Here is a 21,699-nt window from a genome sequence, read left to right as displayed (position 1 = left end):
TCAGGAAACGAACGCCGCCGCGCGGGCATGCGCGGCCAGCACGGCGTCCAATAGGTTCGGGAACTGGCTGTCCAGTGCCGCACGGCGCACTGACAACCAGCGCTGGTTGCCGTCCGGTCTGGTGTGCGTGACGCCTGCTTCCCGCAGCACACGCAGGTGCTGGGACAACGTTGATTTCGCGACGGTGACCTCGAGGCAGCCGCATGACATCTCGCCGACGCGGTCAAGCTGTGCGACGACGGCGAGTCGGGTTGGGTCGCTGAGCGCGTGCAGTACGTCGGTCAGGGTGAGCTGCTCATGGGCAGGCTCGTCTACCCCAAACATCGTCCGCAACACCTCCGTTTTGTCCGGCCTCTGTCAGATTATCCGCTGGCGCGAGGGTGGGCGGTCGCGTAGACCTCGCGGAGCGTATTCACCGTTACTAGCGTGTAGATCTGCGTTGTGGTTACGGAGGAATGGCCAAGAAGTTCCTGAACCACCCGAACGTCTGCCCCTCCTTCCAGGAGATGTGTGGCAAAAGAGTGACGAAGTGTGTGTGGGGAAACTTTTTTGTCCATCCCGCTGCGCTCCGCGGAATCCTTCAGGACCTGCCACGCGCTCTGTCGTGACAGCCGTCCACCGCGTTGGTTGAGGAACACCGCCGGCGTGCCGCGCTTGGCCAAGGCGGGTCGTGCCCGAACGAGGTACGCGTCCAGTGCCGCGAGCGCGGGGCGGCCGATTGGCACGAGCCGTTGCTTGCCGCCCTTGCCGTCGAGCAACGCGGTTCGCTCGGTCGTGTCGATGTCATCGAGGTCGAGACCGACAGCTTCGGAGATACGAGCGCCCGTCGAGTACAGCAACTCGAGCAACGCACGATCGCGCAGCTGAGCGAGGCCGTCGCCAGGGATGTCGAGCAATTTGAGCACGTCGTCGAGGGGCAACGCCTTCGGCAACCGCCGTGGGGTCTGCGGAGGTTTCACCTCACGCGCGGGGTCGTTCTCGACGAGGCCTTCCCGTACCGCGAATTTGTGCAGGCCTCGCACTGCGACCAGGGCACGCGCCGCGGAGGACGCCGCCAACGGCGGGTGGTCGTCGTCGCCTTCGCGCAACACCGCGAGGAACTCCGCGACGGTCTGTTCGGTGATCGCGGCGAGGTCCGTCTCGCCGAGGTATTCCTGATATCTGGCGAGGTCACGGCGATAGCTGTCGAGCGTGTTGCGCGCGGTGCCACGCTCGACCGCGAGATGATCGAGGTATCCGGCGATCACCCCGGCGACCGACATGGACCGACCTTACAGTTGATCACCTACGAATGCGGTGCGGTCCAGTTGGACCTATCCGGTTTCGTTACGTCCGGTGAGTACGGTGAAAAGCGTGAACGACCCGGACTTCTTACGGATCGGCACCGAGGAGCGTGACCAGGCGCTCCAGGCGCTCGGCGACCACTTCGCCAAAGGCAGGCTGCCTGTCGCGGAGTACGACGAGCGCGTGTCGAAAGCGGTCGAAGCCGAGACCCGCGCCGACCTGCGGCCGTTGTTCGCGGATCTTCCGCCACCGCACCCGGCGGTCCTCGTTCCTCACCCGATAGTGCCTCAGCCGCAGTACCCAATGGCGCCCATGCCACCCAATCAGCCGGCCTACTCGCCTAGCCAGCGTTATCGCCTGGCGGCTGGCTTGTTGCAGATCCTGCTGCCGTTCGGGATCGGCAGGTTCTACACCGGCCACACCGGAATGGCCGTGGCCCAGTTGCTGCTGTCATTCGTTGGTGTCGGCGTGATCTGGTGCCTGATCGATGGGATCATCCTGATCGCCAGGGGCGGAACGGACGCGCAGGGCCACGACCTGCGCTGGTGACTCAGCCGTCCAGTAGCCAGTGCTTGCCGACGGCCCCAGCCCAAGAATCTCCTGCCGCCCTTGAACGTGCCGTCGGCATCGAACCGCTGCCCGTGGATCACGCCGGACAAGCCGCGGATCGCGGGCTCGAACCGCGGCACGTCACCGACACGCTCGCTCAGCCGACGGGCCATCGCCTTCTGCGCGCTCGGCTCGCCGAAGCTGAGCAGGTAGATCGCCTGCCGCCAGGCGTACGCAGCCTGCTTGATCTGGATCAGTGCCACGTGCCGGTCGCTGGTGGGCTGCGTGAGCCTGCGCAGCGCCCACTCGAACGCCTTGCCTGACAGCTCCTCGGCACGTTCGCGCACCTGTTCGGTCAGTCCGAGCCCGTCCACCAGCACGGCCAGGTTGTGCGTGGTCAGGATCTGGCTCTGCTCAAGCACTGCGCCGTTGGCAGCGACCCCGCGCCCGGTACCTGCTTCCCTGGCACGCGAGGCGCACAGGTCAGCGAAGTCGCGGGAGGTCTTCTTGCCCCACCTGCGCAGGGTTCGCTGCTGCGCTGCCCACTGTGATTCGGGTGGCAGGTCGTAGTAGTTCGCGTACAACGTGCCCGCCATGGTGCGGCTCGCGACGATCGCCGCTTCCCGCCACTTCGTGGTGAACGTGCCCATGAAGATGTCCGCGGCGACCTCCTCCACCAACGGCAGCTTCATCCCGGCCTTGCCCGTCAACGCCCCCAGCTCTCGCACCAGCGGGTTCGGCATGATCGCGTACGGGAACGCGGTCATTGCGAGCAGACTCGTCTGCTGCAGCGCGTGCCGGACGGTCAATGTGTCGTCCTGTTCAGACGTCCGGAACGCCGACAGCGCACGGACCCACGGCAGCTCACTGAACTGCACCTGGTGCTCGAGGTTGAGCAGCAACAGACTGCGCCGACGCCGGAACGCGGTGTACGTCTGCTCGTACCACTCCGCTGCCATCGGGTCGTTGATGCCCGACGACATCAACCGTGAGGTCACCTGCGGCAGCACGGTGGCGAGCACCTCCCCCGATGTGATCACGCCGTGCCTGATCAGCACGTCCGCCGGCGCCTCCATCGCGCGCATGACCTTTCGGTGCAGCGCATACGGGACCCAGACCCCGTCGACAGGTTCCACGACCGGGTCGATCGAGGCCAGGCCACCCGCGGCCGGGTACTGATCAAGCCGGTTGACCAGTACTTTGGCGAGGTTCTCGTGGGTCGGCGCGACGGCGACAGCGGTTTGCGCCGCCCGCAATCCGGTGCGTTCGGACGAGCCCGGAGCGCCGTTGCGGGTCACGGTGTTCGCGATGGCACGACGAATCCAGCCCACGTCCCGGGCGGACAGCGCGTCGCTGTTAAGCAGTGCGGTGTGCAGGCGCACGAAGTTGCTCTTCTTATGGGCGTGCCGTCCTGTCGGCGTGTGCTCACGAGCCGTGGCGGCGTAGTCGGCGAGCCATCGAGAGCGCTCGTCTGCCCATCCGTCGGGCCATTGCTTGCACGGCCAGCCTCCGTGGACCACGCCGTCCTCCAAGTACGGCAGTTCGCCGTCCACGGTCTGACACCACAACGCGACAAGCCTGTCGTACAGCGGGTTCCACACGCCCAACGTCTCACGCATCACCGCAAGTTGTTGCGGCACCTGGACAGCACGCAGCGACTCGGAAACCTCCCGCACGGTCGCCAGTCGTACGGCCATTCCGGACGGGCGTGGCACGGAAACGAACCCGGGGACGAACCGCAGCCGGTGCATCAGCGGCCGCAGCTCGGCGACCAGGTCCAGTGCCTGCTCAGCGAACCCCTTGTCCAGCAACAAGGCAACCACCGCGAGCGCCATGTCCTCAGGCAGGTCCACCCAGTAACGTCCCGCGCGCAGTGCCGCCAGCAACTCGGCTTGGCCTTCGTCACTGAGGTACCAGAGGTTCAGGCGCTCACGATCAGTCTCGCCAGGCACGTCGGATGGCAGCTCACCGAGCTTGGCCTGTTCCTCCTTGCTCAACGGCACCTCGGACAGGTACCGGCCGGTGGCGAACCCGCCATGCGCGACTTCGAGCGTCACCCAGGCCGGGGTGTCCGCGACCGGGGTGCGTGAGCCGACCGTGATGGTGCCGTCGCGAACTCCGGTGATGACGTCTTCCCACTGCCGGATCTTCTTCAACGCACCAGGGTCGCCAGACTCGGTCAGCCTGGCCAGCGCACGCGCGAGCTGGCCGGTCGCGTAGGACATGACTCCCCCAAATGACGGCTTGACCTGGTGGCGAGAATCGAACTCGCGCCCTCCCGGATACAAGCCGGGTGATCTACCGCTGATCTACACCAGGTGGACATGGAGGCGGGAGTCGAACCCGCGCCCTCCCGGTCCGAAGCCAGGCGATCTACCGCTGATCTACTCCATGAACAGCGGAGATCGTAGCGGCCACACGGCCGGGCCGCCCGTTCATTTCCGCACTAGGCTCGCGGCATGGATCTCAAGCCGCGTAGCCGCGATGTCACGGATGGGTTGGAACGGGCGGCGGCCCGGGGCATGCTCCGGGCGGTCGGAATGGGCGACGAGGACTTCGCCAAACCGCAGATCGGCGTCGCGTCCTCGTGGAACGAGATCACGCCGTGCAACCTCTCCCTGCAGCGTCTTGCCCAGGCGAGCAAGCAGGGTGTGCACGCCGCGGGCGGGTTCCCGATGGAGTTCGGCACGATCTCGGTGTCCGACGGCATCTCCATGGGCCACGAGGGCATGCACTTCTCGCTGGTGTCCCGTGAGGTGATCGCGGACTCGGTGGAGACGGTGATGCAGGCCGAGCGGCTGGACGGCGCGATCCTGCTCGCCGGCTGCGACAAGAGCCTGCCAGGCATGCTGATGGCGGCCGCGCGTCTCGATGTCGCCGCGGTCTTCCTGTATGCCGGGTCGATTCTTCCGGGCACTGTGGACGGTCGGGAAGTCACGATCATCGACGCGTTCGAGGCCGTCGGCGCGTGCGCGCGTGGCCTGATCACGCGCGAGGAGGTCGACAAGATCGAACGCGCGATCTGCCCTGGTGAAGGCGCGTGTGGTGGCATGTACACCGCGAACACGATGGCCTGCGCGGCCGAGGCGCTGGGGATGTCGCTGCCTGGTTCGGCGAGCCCGCCGTCGGTCGACCGGCGCCGCGACACGTTCGCTCGCGCCAGTGGCGAGGCCGTTGTCGGGATGCTCGCGAAAGGCATCACCGCGCGCCAGATCCTGACGCGTGAGGCGTTCGAGAACGCGATCGCGATCGTGATGGCCTTGGGTGGCTCCACGAATGCCGTGCTGCACCTGCTGGCGATCGCGCACGAGGCCGAAGTCGAGTTGACGCTGGACGACTTCACCAGGATCGGTGACCGCGTCCCGCACCTCGCGGACGTCAAACCGTTCGGGCGGCACGTGATGACCGCGGTCGACCGGGTCGGCGGCGTGCCCGTGGTGATGAAAGCCTTGCTGGACGCGGGAATGCTGAACGGCGACTGTCTCACCGTGACCGGCAAGACGCTGCGGGAGAACCTCGAAGAGCTCGCGCCGCCGGAGCTTGACGGTGACGTTGTCCGCAAGCTGGCCAACCCGATCCACCCCACCGGCGGCCTGACGATCCTGCACGGCAGCCTGGCGCCGGAAGGTGCCGTGGTGAAGAGCGCGGGCTTCGACTCGTCCCGGTTCGAAGGAACCGCAAGGGTTTTCGACGGCGAGAAGGCCGCAATGGACGCCCTGACCACGTTGAAGCCCAGCGACGTCGTGGTGATCCGTTACGAAGGACCGCGCGGCGGCCCGGGCATGCGCGAGATGCTGGCGGTCACCGGCGCGATCAAGGGCGCGGGCCTCGGCAAGGACGTCCTGCTGCTGACCGATGGTCGTTTCTCAGGTGGCACAACGGGTCTGTGCATCGGGCATGTGGCGCCGGAGGCCGCGTACGGCGGGCCGATCGCGTTCGTCAAGGACGGCGACCGGATCGTGCTCGACATGCAGGCCAGGACCCTGGACCTGGAGATCTCCGACGAAGAGTTGGCGCGGCGCAAGGAGGGCTGGACGGCGCCGGAGCCGACGAGGCGGACCGGTGTTCTGGCCAAGTACGCCCGTCTCGTCGGCTCTGCAGCTCAGGGAGCTATCTGCTCCTAGGGCTTCGGGATGGCGACCGCGTTGTACGGCGTGGTCGGCTCCGGTGGCGTGTTGAATCGTGCGTTCGGCAAGTAGAGACGGTTGCCGAACGACGCCACCGTGGTCGGCACGTCAAAGCGCGGGTCCGTGACCTTGGTGACCAGCTTGCCCGTGGTACCCGGCCAGTTGAGCTTGAACACGGCGACGGTGTTCAGCCGGTTCTGCACGACGTAGAGCGTGTTGCGCTCGACGAGCAGGCCGTCGCCGTTGGTCAGCACCTCCGCGCCGAGGTCGACCCGCTTGGCCACGCCGGTCGCCGGGTCGACCCGGAACAAGAACCCGGTGTTGCTCTGCACGATGAGCAGGGCTTTGCCGTCCGGTGTCTCAGCGATTCCGTTGGCGTTGTTCACGCCGGGAGTCAGGACGAAATCCCCGGACAACGGGATCGGCGTGAAGGTCTCGGGCAGCTTGCCGTGCCGCCCGAACGGGATCTTGTACAACACCGCCTTGCGTGAGTCGGTGTAGTAGGCGGCCCGGCTGGTCACGATCACGTCGTTGACGAACGTGTCGGTGTCCGCGAACTTGTAGCTCTTGAGCACGGCACCTGAACGCGCGTCCACCACACGCGCGTCGCCGCCGGCGCCGCCGGAGACGAACACCCGCTTGCGCGAGTCGATCTTGAGGCCGACCGACGGGGTGCCGGGGCCCTGGGAGAACACCTCGCCCTTGCCGGTCCGTAGATCGACGCGGAAGAGCGAACCGTCACGTCTTGAGCCGAAGTACGCCGTCGGTGCGTCGCCGATCGCGATGCCTTCGGGCATGAACCCGTTCGGCAGGGCGAACTCGGTCGGGAACCGACCAGACCGGTCAGTCTCGGCGGCCGCCGCCGGTGCGACGAGGGCGGCTCCCACCAGCACCGCGGCCAGCACACCAAGTCTTCGGGACATGCTCACTCCTATCGTTTGCATGTTGATGACGCGGCGATCCTTTCGCGGAACCCGGCCAATTGGGCCAATCGACAGCAAATCGACAGGCCGCCCATATCCACAAATCCTTCACACATCTCCCCTCCCACCTCCATACGCCGCGCATAGGGTCGGGTTCATGCGGGAGGGCCAACGGCGGATCCTGGTCGTCGAGGACGAGCTGACGATCGCCGAGTCGATAGCCGCGCGGCTGCGCGCGGAGGGGTTCGAGGTCGAACTGGCGCACGACGGGCCGTCGGCCGTGGCGAAGGCCGAGCAGGTCGTGCCGGACTTGATCGTGCTCGACCTGATGCTTCCGGGCTTCGACGGCCTGGAGGTGTGCCGTCAGGTGCAGGCGCACCGCCCTGTGCCTGTGCTGATGTTGACGGCACGAGACGACGAGACCGACTTGCTGGTCGGTCTCGCCGTCGGCGCCGACGACTACATGACCAAGCCGTTCTCGATTCGTGAGCTCGCCGCACGCGTGCACGCCTTGCTGCGGCGGGTGCAGCGCAACCAGCGTCCTGGTTCGACGATCGTGCTCGGTGACCTGGAGATCGACCCGGTGGAGCGCCGGGTGCAGCGGGCCGGGGAACCCGCGCACCTGACGCCGACGGAGTTCGAACTGCTGGCTCACCTGGCAGGCAGGCCGCGCGCGGTCGTGCCGCGCGAGCGTTTGCTCAGCGAGATCTGGGGATGGACCGACCAGGCGGCCACGCGGACCGTGGACAGCCATATCAAGGCGCTGCGTCGCAAGCTCGGCGCCGATCTCATCCGCACTGTGCACGGTGTCGGTTACGCCCTTGAGGTGCCCAAATGAGCCTGCCAAGACCACTCGACCCGATCCGGTCGATCAAGATGAAGATCGGCCTGCTGGTCGCGGGCGCGGGCGCCGCCGCGCTGGCGTACTTCCGGATCCGGCTCGGCTGGCTGCCGACCCAGACCTCACTGATCGCCATCGGGGTCGGCATCGTGACCTCGCAGATCCTGGCGCACGGGATGACAAGGCCGCTGCGCCAGATGACGGCCGCAGCACGTGTGATGGCTCGTGGGGACTACTCGCAGCGAGTCAGGGCCACGTCCCGCGACGAGGTCGGTGAGCTGGCGCAGGCGTTCAACACGATGGCCGCCGACCTGGAAGCGGCCGATCAGCAGCGTCGCGAGCTGATCGCGAACGTGTCGCACGAGCTGCGTACACCGATCTCCGCCTTGCGCGCGGTGCTGGAGAACGTGGTCGACGGGGTCGCCGAGCCGGATCCAGCGACCATGCGGACAGCGCTGTCACAGACGGAACGCTTGGGGCGCCTGGTGTCCGAACTGCTCGACCTGTCCCGAGTGGACGCTGGTGTGACGCCGTTGCACCGTGAGTACTTCGAGCTGTCCCCGATGCTCGACGAAGTCGTCGCCGAGGCCGAGGTGTCCGGAAGGGATGCTCGGTTCGTGCTGGATGTCCGGCCGGGCAAGGTTTTCGCCGACCGCGCCCGGCTGCACCAGGTGATCTGGAACCTGCTGGACAACGCCATGCGGCACGGCCCGCAGGGCGGCGAGATCGTCATCGTGTCCCGTCCGGTCGGCGACGGCGGCGTGGTGATCGAAGTCCGTGATCAAGGCCCGGGTATCGCGCCTGCCGACCGTGAGCGCGTGTTCGAACGGTTCACCCGAGGGGAGAGAGCGGGCGGTGGCACGGGTCTCGGCCTGGCCATCGCCCGTTGGGTGATCGACCTGCACGGCGGCGAGATCTCGGTCGTCGATCCGGCCGGTATCCGCCTCGTTCTGCCTGGTTCTCCGGGCTAGAACCCGCACAACCACGCACGAGCTTCCACCATGGAGAAATTAATGAATGCATCTTCAGTAATTACACCCGCCACCTACAGCACGATCATGCGCTGGGAGAAACCCGCCGAACCCGCACCGCCACGAACCCTGCTGGCCATTGGCATCGCCGGTGCCGCGGGTGCGGTCGCGTTACCCGAGACCACATCGGGCATCGGATATCTGGTCGTGGCGATTGTGTGCGCCGGGGCGGCTTGGCGGGTCATGGGCCGCCTGAAACCTTGGACGATCGTCTGGGGCACGTTGTCGCTGGCGTTGGTCGCCGTCACCGTCTTCCGTGACGCGGACTGGCTGTTCGCCATGTGCCTGCTGGGCGCGGTCGCCGCGGCCTCGCTCGCCGTCGCGGGTGGGCGGTCGATCTGGGGTGTGCTGCTGGGCTCGGTGTCGGTCGCGCTCGGCAGCGTGCTCGCGCTGCCGTGGGTGGCACGAGGCCTGGGTGCGTTGCGCCGCAAGACAACCAGGAAGGCGCTCCGGCTCACCAACTCGGTGCTGATCAGCGCGGTTCTGCTGCTTGTCTTCGTGCCGCTGCTCGCCGGTGCGGACGCCGCGTTCGCGAAAATCCTTGCGAACGTCGTTCCCTCGATCGACGCGGACTTCGTCGCCCGCTCGGTGCTGATGTTCGTCCTGGTCGCGGTGGGCACAGCCGGCGCCAGCCTGGTGATCACGGCGCCGCCAGAGCTGCCCGACAACGACCGGCCACCGTCCCGGCTGTCGGTCACGGAATGGGCGATGCCCGTGGGCATTCTGGTGATGTTGTTCGCCGGATTCGCCGCGGTCCAGTTCACCGTGTTGTTCGGCGGGATCAAGTATGTCCTGGACACCGAGGAAGTCAGCTTCGCCACCTACGCCCGCAGTGGTTTCTGGCAACTGCTTGCCGTGACCGTGTTGACGCTCGGCGTCGTGGCGGCCGTGATTCGTTGGGCGCCACGACGGACAGCGAAAGACCGCGCTTGGTTGCGTGGCCTGCTGGGCACTTTGTCCGTGCTCGTGCTGGTGATTGTCGCGTCCGCGCTCAGCCGGATGTGGACGTACCAGCAGGCCTACGGCTTCACGGTGCTGCGGCTGTCGGTAGAGGCGTTCGAGCTCTGGCTTGGCTTGGTGTACGTCATGGTGATCGTCGCCGGTGTCCGGTTGGAGGCCCGCTGGTTGCCACGCGCGATCGTCGGCTCGGCGCTGACGGGACTGCTGGCGTTCGCGATGCTCAACCCGGAGAAGCTGATCGCCGAGCACAACGTCCAGCGGCTGGACGCCACCGGCAAGATCGACGTCGAATACCTGTCCAGGCTCTCCGCGGACGCGGCGCCCGCGCTGGCCAAGCTGCCGTTGCAACATAGGGCGTGCGCGCTGGCCGGGGCGAACATCCGGATGTACGACCGCTCGTGGCAAAGCTGGAACGTCAGCCGCGCGACCGCACGGCCGATCGTCGCGGCCAACCGTGAACTCTGCTACTAGGACAAGAAGCCGCGCAGCAGGGACGCGGTGCCTTCGAGATGTTCGGCCATCGCGTCCCGTGCGCCCACCGCGTCCCCGGTGAGGATGTACTCGACGATCGCCGCGTGCTGGGTGTGCGAGTGGTCGATGTTCGTCGGCAGCAAGGGGATCGCGTCCAGCAGCTGGTTCAGCCGGACCCGGACGTCGGCCACGGCCGATGTCAACGTTGGCGACGCGGCGACCTCGGCGATCGCCAGGTGCAACCGTGAGTCCTTGCGCCGGTACTCCGAGAGGTCTTCGGTCCGCGCCTCGGTCAGCTGATCCCGCAGGTAGGTGCGGTCGGAGTCGGTCAGCGGACGGGATGCCGCCGCCTCGGCCGCGCCGACTTCGAGCACTCGGCGCATGGTCAGGACGTCGTCGAGTTCGTTCGGCGCGACCTGCCTGCCCGCGGGTTTTGCCGCAGGCAAGGTCTCGTTGACGAACGTGCCGCCGTACCGGCCGCGCCTTGACTCGACGTACCCGGCCTCCTGCAGCGCGCGGATCGCCTCACGAAGCGTGACCCGGCTGATGTTCAGCCGGGTCGCCAGGTCGCGTTCCGCGGGCAGCCGCTCACCCGGGCCTGCGACCCCCAGCCGGATGGCCTGGAGCAGGCGTTCCACCGTCTCCTCGAACGCGTTGCCCGTCCGGACAGGCCGAAACAGCGCCTCGTCGGCGCTGGCCAAGGTCGAAACGTCCGAATCGGTCACGGCAGCAGTGTAGGCATCAGCATTCGATGACGTTCAGCGCGAGGCCGCCACGGGCGGTCTCCTTGTACTTCGTGCTCATGTCCGCTCCGGTCTCCCGCATCGTCTTGATGGCCTTGTCCAGCGGAACGATGTGCGAGCCGTCGCCGCGCAACGCGATCCGCGCGGCGTGCACCGCCTTGGTCGAGCCGACCGCGTTGCGTTCGATGCACGGGATCTGCACAAGCCCGCCGACGGGGTCGCACGTCAGGCCGAGGTGGTGTTCCAGACCGATCTCGGCGGCGTTCTCGACCTGCAGCGGCGTGCCGCCGAGCACCTCGGCGAGACCGGCCGCGGCCATCGCGCACGCCGACCCGACTTCGCCCTGGCAGCCGACCTCCGCACCGGAGATCGACCCCGTCTCCTTGAGGATCACGCCGATCGCACCGGCCGTGAGCAGGAACCTGATCACGCCTTCGTCGTCGGCGTTCGGCACGAAGCGCTCGTAGTAGTGCAGGACCGCGGGGATGATGCCCGCCGCGCCGTTGGTCGGCGCCGTCACGACCCGGCCCCCGGACGCGTTCTCCTCGTTGACGGCCAGCGCGTACAGGCTGATCCAGTCCATGGCGTGCAACGGGTCTTGCGCACCGTCTTCATGGATCAGCTTGTCGTGCAGGGCTTTCGCGCGCCTTGGGACCTTGAGTCCGCCTGGCAGCGCGCCTTCCTTCTCGCATCCGTTGCGGACGCACTCCTGCATCACGTTCCAGATCTTCAGCAGGCCGGTCTTGATCTCGTCTTCCGTGCGCCAGGACAGCTCGTTGGCCAGCATCACCTGACTGATCGGCAATCCCGTCGCGGCACTGTGCTCCAGCAGCTCGGCGCCGGTGCGAAACGGGTACCGCACGACGGTCGTATCGGGCACGATCCGCAGCTCGCCGGTGGTTTCGGCGTCCACGACGAACCCGCCGCCGACCGAGTAGTACGTGTGCGCGGCGATCTGTTCGCCCTTCGCGTCGAAGGCGGCGAACTTCATCCCGTTCGGGTGCGCGGGCAACGACTTGCGCCGGTGCATCACCAGATCGGTGTCCTCGACGAACACGATCTCCTTCTGCCCCAGCAACTTCAGCCGCTGCCGGTCACGGATGCCCGCGACCCGCGCGTCGACCGAACCGGTGTCCACGTCCTCGGGACGTTCCCCTTCCAGCCCGAGCAGAACGGCTTTCGGGCTGCCGTGCCCGTGGCCGGTCGCGCCGAGCGACCCGAAGAGCTCGGCGTGGACGGTCTCGGTGTGTTCGAGCAGACCGTGCTCAGCCAACCCCGCGGCGAACGTGCGTGCCGCTCGCATCGGGCCGACCGTGTGTGAACTGGACGGCCCGATCCCGATGCTGAACAGGTCGAAAACGCTGATGGTCATGACAGGCCAGGGTAGAGCGGATATTTGCCGGCCAGCGCCTCGACACGGGCCCGCGCCGCGGCAAGGTCGGCTCCTGGCTGGAGTACCTCGGCAATCACGTCGGAAACCTCCGTGAACTCCGCCGCGCCGAAACCCCTTGTCGCCAGGGCGGCAGTGCCGATCCGCAGGCCGGAAGTGACCATCGGTGGCCTGGGGTCCAACGGCACGGCGTTACGGTTGACCGTGATCCCCACACTGTCCAGCAGATCCTCGGCCTGCTGCCCGTCCAGTGTGGACTCTCGGAGGTCGACGAGCACGAGGTGCACGTCGGTGCCTCCGGTGAGCACGTTGTACCCCGCGCCGAGCAAGCGCTCGGCCAGGATGCGTGCTCCGTCAAGGGTGCGCTGCTGGCGTTCCTTGAACTGGTCGGTGGCCGCCAGCTTGAAGGCCACCGCTTTGGCCGCGATGACGTGTTCCAACGGCCCACCCTGCTGACCGGGGAACACCGATGAGTTGATCTTCTTGGCCAGGTCCTTGCCGGTCAGGATGACGCCACCGCGCGGGCCGCCCAGGGTCTTGTGGGTGGTCGTCGTGACGACGTCGGCGAAGGGCACCGGGTTCGGGTGCAGGCCGGCCGCGACCAGACCGGCGAAGTGGGCCATGTCCACCAGGAGTTTGGCGCCTGTCCTCTCGGCGATCTCCTTGAACTTCGCGAAGTCGAGGTGCCTCGGATAGGCCGACCACCCGGCGACGATCAGCTTGGGACGGTGCTGGACGGCGAGTTCTTCGACCTCGGCCATGTCGACGAGGCCGGTGTCCTTGTCCACGTGGTAGGCCACGACGTTGTAGAGACGGCCGGAGAAGTTGATCCGCATGCCGTGTGTGAGGTGGCCGCCGTGCGCCAGGTCGAGGCCGAGGATCGTGTCGCCCGGCTCGAGCAGTGCGGCCATCGCCGCGGCGTTCGCCTGCGCGCCCGAGTGCGGCTGGACGTTCGCGTGCTCGGCTCCGAACAGGGCTTTCACCCGGTCGATCGCCAGCTGCTCGACGACGTCGACGTGTTCACAGCCGCCGTAGTAGCGACGGCCGGGGTAGCCCTCGGCGTACTTGTTCGTCAGCACCGAGCCCTGTGCTTCGAGCACGGCCAGCGGTGCGAAGTTCTCGGAGGCGATCATTTCCAGTGTCCCGCGCTGGCGGGCCAGCTCGGCGGCGAGCGCCCCGGCAACTTCGGGGTCTACTGTGGACAGTTCGGCGTCGAACATCCGGGAGCTCCTCCTTGTCGTCGGGAACTCCCCCTCTGTCCTTTTTGCCTGAGAGCTTCACCGCTTGTGCGGCTTTCACCGTTGGCGAGGCGTGTTTCAGCCTGCTTTCCAGAGTGGCCTGGCCACGGCGGTAGCTGTACCTGAGAGATTGCGGGGAGGCTTGCTCCTTCGGTGCTCCTGTGCGGAGACTCTCCCGCCGCGGCTCGTAGCGGCCCATATGAAGTTGTCCAAGACTCCGGTCAACCTACGCTCAGACCCTGGGCGGAGTCCACCTCAAGAATGATGGACCGCAGTCGGATGCCCCATCTGACCAGCTTCGATAACGTTGCGTGCATGTCCGACCAACGCCCATTCCTGGCCCGCAGACTCAAGCTGTGGGAGCTCGTCGCCTTCGACACGGTGGCGGCCGTGGTGCTGTTGATCGCGCACATCTCGTTCCTGTCGATCGTGGACGACAGCCAGCCGCCGTTCACCGGGCCGATGTGGTTCGGCTGGCTGATCTCGATCCTGGCGACCATGCCGATGGCGGTACGCAGGCTGTGGCCTGTTCCCGTGTACGCGTTGACCCTGCTCGGGGCCGTCGTGACCACGGTCTTCAACGCCACCCGTGAGCCATGGGTGCCCGCCGCGGCCGCGCTCTACATCCTCGCTGTCACCAACCGCAGACCAGTGATAGCCCTGGCGGCGGGTCTCGGCAGCGGCGTGGTCGCGGTGACGATCACGGCCATCAACACGGGATCTTTCTCGGGCATGCCTAGTGACATCCTCGCGTTCGTCAGCCTGGTCATGGTCGCCACATGGGCCGTCGGCCGCTGGGTGGAGGCCCGCCGCACGTACGCCGATCGATCCGCGCAACAACTCGCCCACTCGATGGTCAGCGACGAACGCCTGCGCATCGCCCGCGAACTGCACGACATAGTCGCGCACAGCATGAGCCTGATCGCCGTGAAAGCCGGAATCGCCAACCACATCGCCGACCAACGCCCCGACGAAGCCCGCGACGCTTTGCGCGTCATCGAACAAACCAGCCGCGACACCCTCAACGACATGCGCAGAATGCTCGGCGTCCTCCGATCCGACAGCCCAGACCTGGCGCCGGCACCCGGCTTATCCGGCCTGCCGGATCTCGCCGAACGCGCCCGGACAGCGGGCGTGGACGTGACCATGACCGCGCCACCGCTCTCGCTGCCGACCGGCCTCGAGATGTCGGTGTACCGGATCGTCCAGGAGGCCCTCACCAACGTGGTGAAACACGCAGGTCCGGTCCCCTGCTCCGTGGACGTCAGCGCGTCCGAGGGCCACGTCCGCGTGTCCGTCATCGACTCCGGCCGTGGCGGCGGCACTCCGGGTTCCGGCCACGGCCTGATCGGCATGCGTGAACGCGTGATGATGTACGGCGGCCAGTTCTCCGCAGGCCCGTTGCCTTCCGGGGGCTTCGCCGTGTCCGCCAGCCTGCCCTACGCAGCCGACCCACCATGACCCCACCACACCAACGTGCTCGCGCTTGCCGCTTTCCCGCACGCCCGCCCATCCATGCCTATCCCCTGCCCACCCACGCCCTTCTACTGCCCATCCATGCCCCTTGCATGCCCTTTCACCGCCCGCCTCGCCCGCCAACCGGTCCCCGCTCTTCCCTTCCCCTCTTTCCCCTTCCCTTTTCCCCACGAAGCCCTCCCCACGCCAAGCCACCCTTCCCGCCCCTCGACCACACCCCACCCAGCCCGCGCTACCTGCCAACCCGTCCCGCTCTCCCTCTTCTCCGCTCTCCCTTTCCCACGAACCCCTTCCCACGTCTTCCCACCCGGCATCGCTCCTCGGCCACACCGCCGAGCCCGCACTGCCCGCCAACCCGTCCCGCTCTCCCCCTCCCCTGCCCACTCACGCCCTTCTTCCACCCATCCACGCCCTTTCACCGCTGCCTTGCCCGCTCTCCCTTTCCGCGAAGCCGTTCCCGCGAAAGCCCATCCCTCGCCTTTCCACCTGGCATCGCTCCTCCACCACACACCGCCCAGCCGCACTGCCCACCTCGCCTGGCCGCCCGTCCCCGCACCCCCGAGCCCTCGCTCCGCTCAGCCCTCGGCTGCGCAGCCTCCGCCGCCCAGCCCTTATCCGAAGGGCACCACCCCGTGATCAATCGCCACCCCGTCGCCCCACCGGCCCAGTGCTGCAACGGGCATCTCGCTGTGTCGGAGCATGCATCTCACAGTGTCGCAACGCGGATCTCACCGTGTTGGAACGTGCATCTCGTGGTGCCGCGAAGGTGGACACGGGGTGCTGGAATGGTGGACACGAGCATGACCACACCACCTGCGTCAGGAGTTCACCCGTGATCCGCGTTGTCGTCGCAGATGACCAGGCGCTGCTGCGCGGCAGCTTCCGGATGCTGATCGACACCGCCGACGGTCTGCAGACCGTTGGCGAGGCAGGCAATGGCATCGAGGCGATTGAACTCGTCCGCCGCGAACAGCCCGACGTCGCCCTGATGGACGTCCGCATGCCGGAGATGGACGGCATCGAGGCGACGCGGCAGATCTGCGCCTCAACGAACACTCGAGTCCTGATGCTCACCACGTTCGACTTGGACTCGTACGTCTACGGAGCCCTGCGTGCCGGAGCAAGCGGCTTCCTGCTCAAGGACACCCCACCCGCCGACCTGCTGTCCGCGATCCGGATCATCGCGGCGGGCGAAAGCCTCTTGGCCCCCACCGTGACCCGGCGCCTGATCGCCGAGTTCACCAGCCGTCCGGAACCTGCCAACGCCACCGCACGCGAGCTCGACGGCGTCACCGACCGCGAACGCGAGGTCCTCGCCCTGATCGCCCGCGGCCTGTCCAACACCGAGATCGCCGACCACCTCCACGTCGGCCTGGCCACCGTGAAGACGCACGTCAGCCGCCTGCTGTCCAAACTCCAAGCCCGCGACCGCGCCCAGCTCGTCATCGTCGCCTACGAAACCGCCCTCATCACGCCATCCACCAAGTAGGGAGGTTCTCATGAACGCACCAGCTGACATCGGTGGACGAGCACGGTGGATCCGCAAACGCCGCGGAATCACCCTGGAAACCGCGGCCGATCTTGCGGGAATCTCGAAGTCGTACCTGTCGATGTTGGAGAAAGGCGAGCGACGATTCGACAAGACGAGCGTTCGAAGCCGCCCGCGCACTTGAGGACCCTGCGTTGGTCGGCTTCGCGTCGATGACCAGAGCCGGAGCACTCACACGACTCAGGGCACGACACCGAGCCGAGCGCGCCATCACGGATGCGATAGCAGGCAATCCGTCCGCACAGGACACAACTCCTGCTGAATCTCTTGGCATGCTTTATCTAGCAGCAGCGCAGACAGCCGCGAAGAACCAACGCCCACAAGGCCGGTTGCCCTCCGACGTTTCGCATCTGGTGGAGCCGACGGTGTGAGACGGTTCCCGCATGTTGATTCCGTTCATCACGGGGCTGTTCGCGCTCGCCGGAGTGTCACTCGGGGTGTTCCTTGAGCCGGTCAAAGCCAAAGTCGCTGCGCGGACGAGGTTGCGAGAGGACAGGGCCTTGCGCTGCGCCGAACTGGTGGAGGCGGCGGCCGAAGCCCGGGAGGCAGTGAAGTGGTTGCTGCGGACCATCCGCGAGGACAAAACGCCGATGCCCGCGACAGCGGAAATGATCACTGAAACTGAGCAACGGTATTGGAGCGCCCGCAACGATCTCAAGAAGGCGCTGCTACTGATCCGGCTTACCGGGCCGGATGAACTGATCGCGAGCGCGGAGGCGGTCAGCGACGCTGACCGTGCTGTTCGCGGACTGTGGTTTGGCCTGCCGCCCGCTGAGCGACGGTCTCACTCTCCCGAGGCCTACCAGGCACTGCCGGCCAGTTCGCAAGCACTCAAGGAGTTCACCGCGTTAGCACGTCGGCTCACCACGTCGGCCCGGTGAGGTCCTAGCTCACTCTGGCACGGGATCCGGCCACGTTCACGACAATCCCTATGGCCAGCCAGATCGCACCAACAATCAGAGCCGTTGTGCTCGACAGAGCCAGCACCGCGATCATCACCGCCGCGCCGACGGTCGGCACAACCAGATGCGCGAAAACCTTGTACCTGCCACGGAAGTAACCGATCACGGACAAATGCAGCAGCGTAAAAGCCGCCAGTGCACCAACGTCCACAATCGACACCAAGATGTCCAGGCCGTCATCACGACCCGCGGCCCACACGGCGATCACCAACGTGAGCACCGCGGAGACCAAGATCGCCGTCCACGGTGTCTTGGTGCGGCTGTCGATCGACGCCAGTTGACGTGGCAGACGTGACTCGCGCGCCATGCTGTAGATCAGGCGGCCGACGGCAGCTTGGGCGACCATGGCGGAGAACGCGGGCCCGATGGCCTTTACCGTCGTGATCATTACCGCCAGCCACGGGCCGATACTGGAACGCAGCATCTCGTAGAAGACCTGGCCATCGGGTCCGGACGGATCGACCGGGGTCAGTAGTGCGCCGAGGTAGGTCTGCAGCACGAACAGGCCACCGGCCAACACGAGGCAGAACAGCGTCGCCCGGCCGACTATCCGGCTTGGTCCGACGTTCTCCTCGGCGAAGGATGCGATCGCGTCGAAGCCGAGGTACGACAGCACCGCGACCGACACCGCGCCGACCACCGCTGTGAGGTCGAACCCGGACACGCCAGTGAACGGCGAGAGCCACGGCCGTTGGGCGCCCTCTGAAATCAACACAGCCAGAGCGGCGACGACGAACACCGCCAGCAACACGATCTCGACGACAAGGACAATGAAACCGACGACCGCCGCGAGCCGGACGCCAAGAAGATTCACCGTCGTCGTCAGCAGGATCGCCACTCCGGTCGCGAGCCAGATCGGGATCTCGGGAACCAGTGCGTTCGTCGCGATCCCCGTGAACAGGTAGGCCACGCTCGGGATCAGCAGGTAGTCCAGCAGCACCAGCCACCCGGCGAAGAACCCGGCCGTTTTGCCCAGCCCAGCCGTCGCATAGGAGAACACCGACCCCGCCTTGGGGATCTCCGTCGACATCGTCGCGTAGGAGTACGCCGTGAGGCCCATAGCGATCGTGGCGATCAGGTAGACCAGTGCCACCGCTCCGCCGCTGCGCCCGTCGAGAACGCCGAACACGCCAACAGGCGCCAGCGGCCCGATGAACAGCAGACCGTACACGATCAGGTCACGTAGAGTCAGCGTGCGCTTGAGGGTGGGGATCTCGCTCACTGTCGCCCCTCTTGGTGGAACATGATCGGACCTCACCACGTTCCACGCCGTGGGGCCACCGATGACCACCTGATGGGAGAACACTCCATGAACCCGACACCGGTCCAGATCCGGCGGGCCGCACCGGCCAAGTTCGTCGCCACCAACGCCCGCGGCGCCGAGATCACCATCGGCCGCTCGCAGGACGGCGCGGACTTCTCCCCGGTCGAGCTGCTGATGGCCGCGCTCGGGGCATGCGCGACGCTCTCGGCTGACAGCGTCATCTCCCGCAGGCTCGGCGATGACGCCGCCATCGACATGGTCGTCACCGCCGAGAAGGACGTCGAAGCCGACCGCGTGACCAGTGTGGAGACCAAGTTCGAGCTCGACATGGCCAAGCTGAGCGAGGCCGACCAGGCGCAGCTCGTCAAGCTGGTCACCAAGGCCGTCGACCTGACCTGCACCGTCAGCCACTCGGTCGAGCCGGGCACGCCGGTGAAGCTGACTTTCGCCTGATCGACGTACTCGCGGGCGGCTGTCTGGGTGAGCACACCGGCAGCCGCTTTCGAGCTCGCCTTATCAGCGGTGGACGCTCCTGATCGCGGCCACATCCGGGTGCGGCAGCAGTTCCGGCAGCGCTGAGGCGATGTGCCCGAGTTCGCGTTTCACCCGCCGCGCGATCCCGCTTCCCAAAACGAATCGCGTCGCACTGGACGCCTTCCGCGCACCGCCCAGCAATGCCAAAGCGCCACGACTGTCCATCCCGGTGTGCCGCAAGTCCATGTGCCACAACCGATGCGTACCCGAAGACAACGCATCCGCGATACCCGCGGCGTCGACACAGTTGTCGTCCGCACCGAGCACACCGGCCGCCTTCACCCTGCCCAGGTCCACGACCTCGACTCCAGCGAGCGTAGCCGCACGCACCAGCTCACCAGCAGCAACAGGACCAATTCCGTTGCTGGCAACGGAAAGGCGCCGTACGCCCGGCTTCAATCCTGACGCAAGCACCCGTGCACCGTCGTCGCCGAGCCCGCACGCCGACAGATAAAGCTCCTCCAGTCCACAGTCGGATACCAATCGGGCAAGCGCTTCGGCTGAACCAAAGTGGTTTCCAGACAGGAACAACCGCTTCACGACACGAGTCGACGCAAGCGCATCAACCAATCCACTGAGCACAGACGCCGTCATTCCGGTCTGCACGAGGTCGATTGTCGAGGGCGCATGACCGGTCGCAATCAGCTCCGCGATAGCACGAACACCCGTAGCACCAATCGGATTGCGCTTCAGCCACAATCCGCGGACGATTCCCGGCGACGCCGCGATCCGCTCCGCGAGTGAACAGGCACCGCCTTCACCGATACCATTACATCCCAAGTAGACAGTCGAAGCTCCGGCCTTCAGTGCGCCATCCGCGGCTGTCACCGCACCGGCGTCGCCAAGGCTGTCGGTACCGAGCAGCAAATGCCGTACCGGCCCGCCTTCCGGCAAAGCGTCCACAACGGACTGAGCACCGAGCGGACCCAGGTTGGACTTGCACAAGTCGAGACGGCCGTCTGGCAACGCCGTGCCGATGGGGAATTCGAGGCGTTGGGAGGCCTCTTCGCCGCTGCGCAGCCAGGCAAGCAACGGTTCCAGGCTCACCACGCCACCTCCCGGTAGTCCTTGAGCAGCACGCCTGACGGCGGCTCACCCGCTTCGCCACGCACGATAGGGTCGTAGATCCGGGCGGCGCCGTCGAGCACGTCGAGCGGCGGCCGCCAACCCTGGTCCGCGAGCCGCGTCTTGGTTGGCGCCGGGTTTTCGTCGGTGATCCAGCCGGTGTCCACACTGGTCACGTAAATTCCCTGGGACGCAAGGTCTTCGGCGCTGGTTCGAGTGAGCATGTTCAGCGCCGCCTTCGCCATGTTGGTGTGCGGATGTGCGCCGGACTTGTATTTCGCGGCGAACCAGCCCTCGGCCGCCGACACGTTCACGATGTACCGCCGCGCGAACGCCGACGCCTTGATCAACGGCATCAGACCGTCCACCAGCAGATAAGGCGCCACCGCGTTGATGAGCTGAACTTCCAGCATCTCGGCCGGGTCGATGTCGCCGACTTTCGCGGTCCACGAGTTGTCCAGCGACGGGTCCACCATCAGTCCACTAGCGTCGACCAACGCGTCGCTCAGGACCGCGGACAACCCCGGATCGGGCAGCGCGGGCTGAAAGCCAGGCGCGGCATCGATGCTGAGCCGCGCCTCGCGAGCCTCGGCCTCGATGAGTTGCGCGTACGTCCACGCAGGCCGCTTCACAGTCTGCGCGGCATTGTTGATCAGGATGTCCAACGGCTGGCCATCAGCCCGGAGTTTCTCCGTCAACCCAACGACCTGACGGGGATCCCTGAGGTCGATGCCGATGATGCGCAACCGGTCAAGCGCTTGCCCAAGGACAGGGTCAGCCGCGAACCGGCGTGCCGCATCGGCAGGAAACCGAGTGGTCACCACGACCTCAGCGCCATCTCGAACAAGCATCCGGACCACATGGAACCCGATCTTCACCCGCCCACCGGTCACAAGCGCCCGCCGCCCAACCAAATCGGCGCAAGCCTCACGCCGCTCACGATTGAACCCCGCACAGCTCGGGCACATCCACTGGTAGAACGCGTCAAGCTCGAAGTAGGCCGCCTTGCAGACATAGCACTGTCGGCTCCGGCGCAACGTCCCGCCAACGCCTTCGGCCTCGATCGAAACGTCCTCAACGCGGTCGGCGGCGCCCATGCTCGTCTGAGCGATCAAAGCTCGGTCGGCCGCAGCAGTCTTGCGGCGACGTTCGCTGGTGCGTCGGCGTTTGCCGTCTTTGACGAAGCCGTCAACGGCTCGCTCCATCGCCAGTCGCTGTGGGTGATCGACCGGTAACGCACGCACCTTGGCCAGCATGGCAAGGCACGCTTCGAAGTCCACCTCATCGATCAC

At 66.6% G+C, this 21,699-nt stretch carries 19 protein-coding genes, 2 tRNA genes and 2 riboswitches; of the genes, 10 read left to right on the top strand and 11 right to left on the bottom strand.

The features are described from left to right. The gene (locus tag B9C43_RS52050; RefSeq protein WP_200826096.1) at positions 1–324 is read right to left on the bottom strand and encodes an ArsR/SmtB family transcription factor; all 324 of its coding nucleotides are present in this window, start codon (positions 322–324) and stop codon (positions 1–3) included. A 38-nt stretch (positions 325–362) separates the two neighbouring features. Beyond that, positions 363–1,262 (bottom strand): site-specific tyrosine recombinase XerD, encoded by a 900-nt coding sequence (gene xerD, locus B9C43_RS52045; RefSeq protein ID WP_143447212.1) that lies wholly within the window; start codon positions 1,260–1,262, stop codon positions 363–365. Between the two features lie 73 nt (positions 1,263–1,335). On the opposite strand from xerD, the gene B9C43_RS52040 reads away from it, so the two are divergent. Beyond that, positions 1,336–1,833: a DUF1707 domain-containing protein gene (locus tag B9C43_RS52040; protein ID WP_407657185.1), complete on the top strand. Its 498-nt coding sequence runs from the start codon at positions 1,336–1,338 to the stop codon at positions 1,831–1,833. A 2,247-nt stretch (positions 1,834–4,080) separates the two neighbouring features. Here B9C43_RS52040 and B9C43_RS52030 read toward each other — a convergent pair. After that, positions 4,081–4,152: transfer RNA gene (locus B9C43_RS52030), tRNA-Thr, on the bottom strand. Further along, positions 4,153–4,227 (bottom strand) — tRNA-Arg (locus B9C43_RS52025). Positions 4,228–4,292: 65 nt separating this feature from the next. Here B9C43_RS52025 and ilvD point away from each other — a divergent pair. After that, the gene (gene ilvD / locus B9C43_RS52020) at positions 4,293–5,957 is read left to right on the top strand and encodes a dihydroxy-acid dehydratase (RefSeq protein WP_033387611.1); all 1,665 of its coding nucleotides are present in this window, start codon (positions 4,293–4,295) and stop codon (positions 5,955–5,957) included. On the opposite strand, the gene B9C43_RS52015 is transcribed toward ilvD, so the two are convergent. Further along, a complete protein-coding gene (locus tag B9C43_RS52015; RefSeq protein WP_084434683.1) occupies positions 5,954–6,883 on the bottom strand; it encodes an SMP-30/gluconolactonase/LRE family protein in 930 nt (309 codons plus the stop codon). The genes ilvD and B9C43_RS52015 overlap by 4 nt on opposite strands. Before the next feature lie 157 nt (positions 6,884–7,040). On the opposite strand from B9C43_RS52015, the gene B9C43_RS52010 reads away from it, so the two are divergent. From B9C43_RS52010 to B9C43_RS52000, 3 genes are all read left to right on the top strand, one after another. Then, positions 7,041–7,721 (top strand): response regulator transcription factor, encoded by a 681-nt coding sequence (locus B9C43_RS52010; protein ID WP_084434636.1) that lies wholly within the window; start codon positions 7,041–7,043, stop codon positions 7,719–7,721. Further along, on the top strand, positions 7,718–8,695 hold the full coding sequence (locus B9C43_RS52005) for a sensor histidine kinase (RefSeq protein ID WP_033387614.1): 978 nt from the start codon (positions 7,718–7,720) through the stop codon (positions 8,693–8,695). The genes B9C43_RS52010 and B9C43_RS52005 overlap by 4 nt, the downstream gene beginning before the upstream one ends. Before the next feature lie 87 nt (positions 8,696–8,782). Beyond that, positions 8,783–10,186: a DUF4153 domain-containing protein gene (locus tag B9C43_RS52000; RefSeq protein WP_200826095.1), complete on the top strand. Its 1,404-nt coding sequence runs from the start codon at positions 8,783–8,785 to the stop codon at positions 10,184–10,186. On the opposite strand, the gene B9C43_RS51995 is transcribed toward B9C43_RS52000, so the two are convergent. The 3 genes from B9C43_RS51995 to glyA are packed head-to-tail and all read right to left on the bottom strand — an operon-like array spanning position 10,183 to position 13,539. Beyond that, positions 10,183–10,911 carry a FadR/GntR family transcriptional regulator gene (locus B9C43_RS51995; protein WP_235039347.1) on the bottom strand — a complete coding sequence of 243 codons (729 nt, stop codon included), beginning with the start codon at positions 10,909–10,911 and terminating at the stop codon, positions 10,183–10,185. The genes B9C43_RS52000 and B9C43_RS51995 overlap by 4 nt on opposite strands. Before the next feature lie 16 nt (positions 10,912–10,927). Then, complete coding sequence (locus B9C43_RS51990; RefSeq protein ID WP_084434635.1) at positions 10,928–12,301, bottom strand: L-serine ammonia-lyase; 1,374 nt, start codon at positions 12,299–12,301, stop codon at positions 10,928–10,930. Then, positions 12,298–13,539, bottom strand: a complete 1,242-nt coding sequence (gene glyA / locus B9C43_RS51985; RefSeq protein WP_084434634.1) for a serine hydroxymethyltransferase — start codon at positions 13,537–13,539, stop codon at positions 12,298–12,300. Before glyA ends, B9C43_RS51990 begins: the two co-directional genes overlap by 4 nt. Positions 13,540–13,564: 25 nt before the next feature. Then, a riboswitch (glycine riboswitch) is annotated at positions 13,565–13,657 on the bottom strand. Then, a riboswitch (glycine riboswitch) is annotated at positions 13,658–13,745 on the bottom strand. It abuts the riboswitch before it with no gap. Between the two features lie 127 nt (positions 13,746–13,872). On the opposite strand from glyA, the gene B9C43_RS51980 reads away from it, so the two are divergent. From B9C43_RS51980 to B9C43_RS51965, 4 genes are all read left to right on the top strand, one after another. Beyond that, positions 13,873–15,018, top strand: coding sequence for a sensor histidine kinase (locus B9C43_RS51980; RefSeq protein WP_084434681.1), 1,146 nt, complete (start codon positions 13,873–13,875; stop codon positions 15,016–15,018). A gap of 847 nt (positions 15,019–15,865) precedes the next feature. Beyond that, positions 15,866–16,522, top strand: a complete 657-nt coding sequence (locus B9C43_RS51975; RefSeq protein WP_084434633.1) for a response regulator — start codon at positions 15,866–15,868, stop codon at positions 16,520–16,522. Between the two features lie 10 nt (positions 16,523–16,532). Then, positions 16,533–16,706, top strand: a complete 174-nt coding sequence (locus tag B9C43_RS51970; protein ID WP_084434632.1) for a helix-turn-helix domain-containing protein — start codon at positions 16,533–16,535, stop codon at positions 16,704–16,706. Between the two features lie 259 nt (positions 16,707–16,965). Next, complete coding sequence (locus tag B9C43_RS51965) at positions 16,966–17,463, top strand: hypothetical protein (protein ID WP_084434631.1); 498 nt, start codon at positions 16,966–16,968, stop codon at positions 17,461–17,463. Positions 17,464–17,467: 4 nt separating this feature from the next. On the opposite strand, the gene B9C43_RS51960 is transcribed toward B9C43_RS51965, so the two are convergent. Next, on the bottom strand, positions 17,468–18,766 hold the full coding sequence (locus B9C43_RS51960; RefSeq protein WP_033387620.1) for an APC family permease: 1,299 nt from the start codon (positions 18,764–18,766) through the stop codon (positions 17,468–17,470). Positions 18,767–18,853: 87 nt separating this feature from the next. Between B9C43_RS51960 and B9C43_RS51955 the strand changes: the two genes are divergently transcribed. Continuing rightward, the gene (locus B9C43_RS51955; protein ID WP_037272154.1) at positions 18,854–19,261 is read left to right on the top strand and encodes an OsmC family protein; all 408 of its coding nucleotides are present in this window, start codon (positions 18,854–18,856) and stop codon (positions 19,259–19,261) included. 63 nt (positions 19,262–19,324) lie between these two features. Here B9C43_RS51955 and B9C43_RS51950 read toward each other — a convergent pair whose 3' ends face one another. Both B9C43_RS51950 and B9C43_RS51945 read right to left on the bottom strand, forming a co-directional pair. Beyond that, entirely contained in the window at positions 19,325–20,389 is a 1,065-nt protein-coding gene (locus B9C43_RS51950) for a leucine-rich repeat domain-containing protein (protein WP_235039346.1), read from the bottom strand. Beyond that, positions 20,386–21,699: an SDR family NAD(P)-dependent oxidoreductase gene (locus B9C43_RS51945; RefSeq protein WP_235039345.1), complete on the bottom strand. Its 1,314-nt coding sequence runs from the start codon at positions 21,697–21,699 to the stop codon at positions 20,386–20,388. The genes B9C43_RS51950 and B9C43_RS51945 overlap by 4 nt, the downstream gene beginning before the upstream one ends.

This window comes from Kibdelosporangium aridum, assembly GCF_900176515.1.
Lineage (GTDB): Bacteria > Actinomycetota > Actinomycetes > Mycobacteriales > Pseudonocardiaceae > Kibdelosporangium > Kibdelosporangium aridum.
Note: the sequence above shows the minus strand (reverse complement) of the source record. Positions and strands in the feature narration are given on the sequence as shown.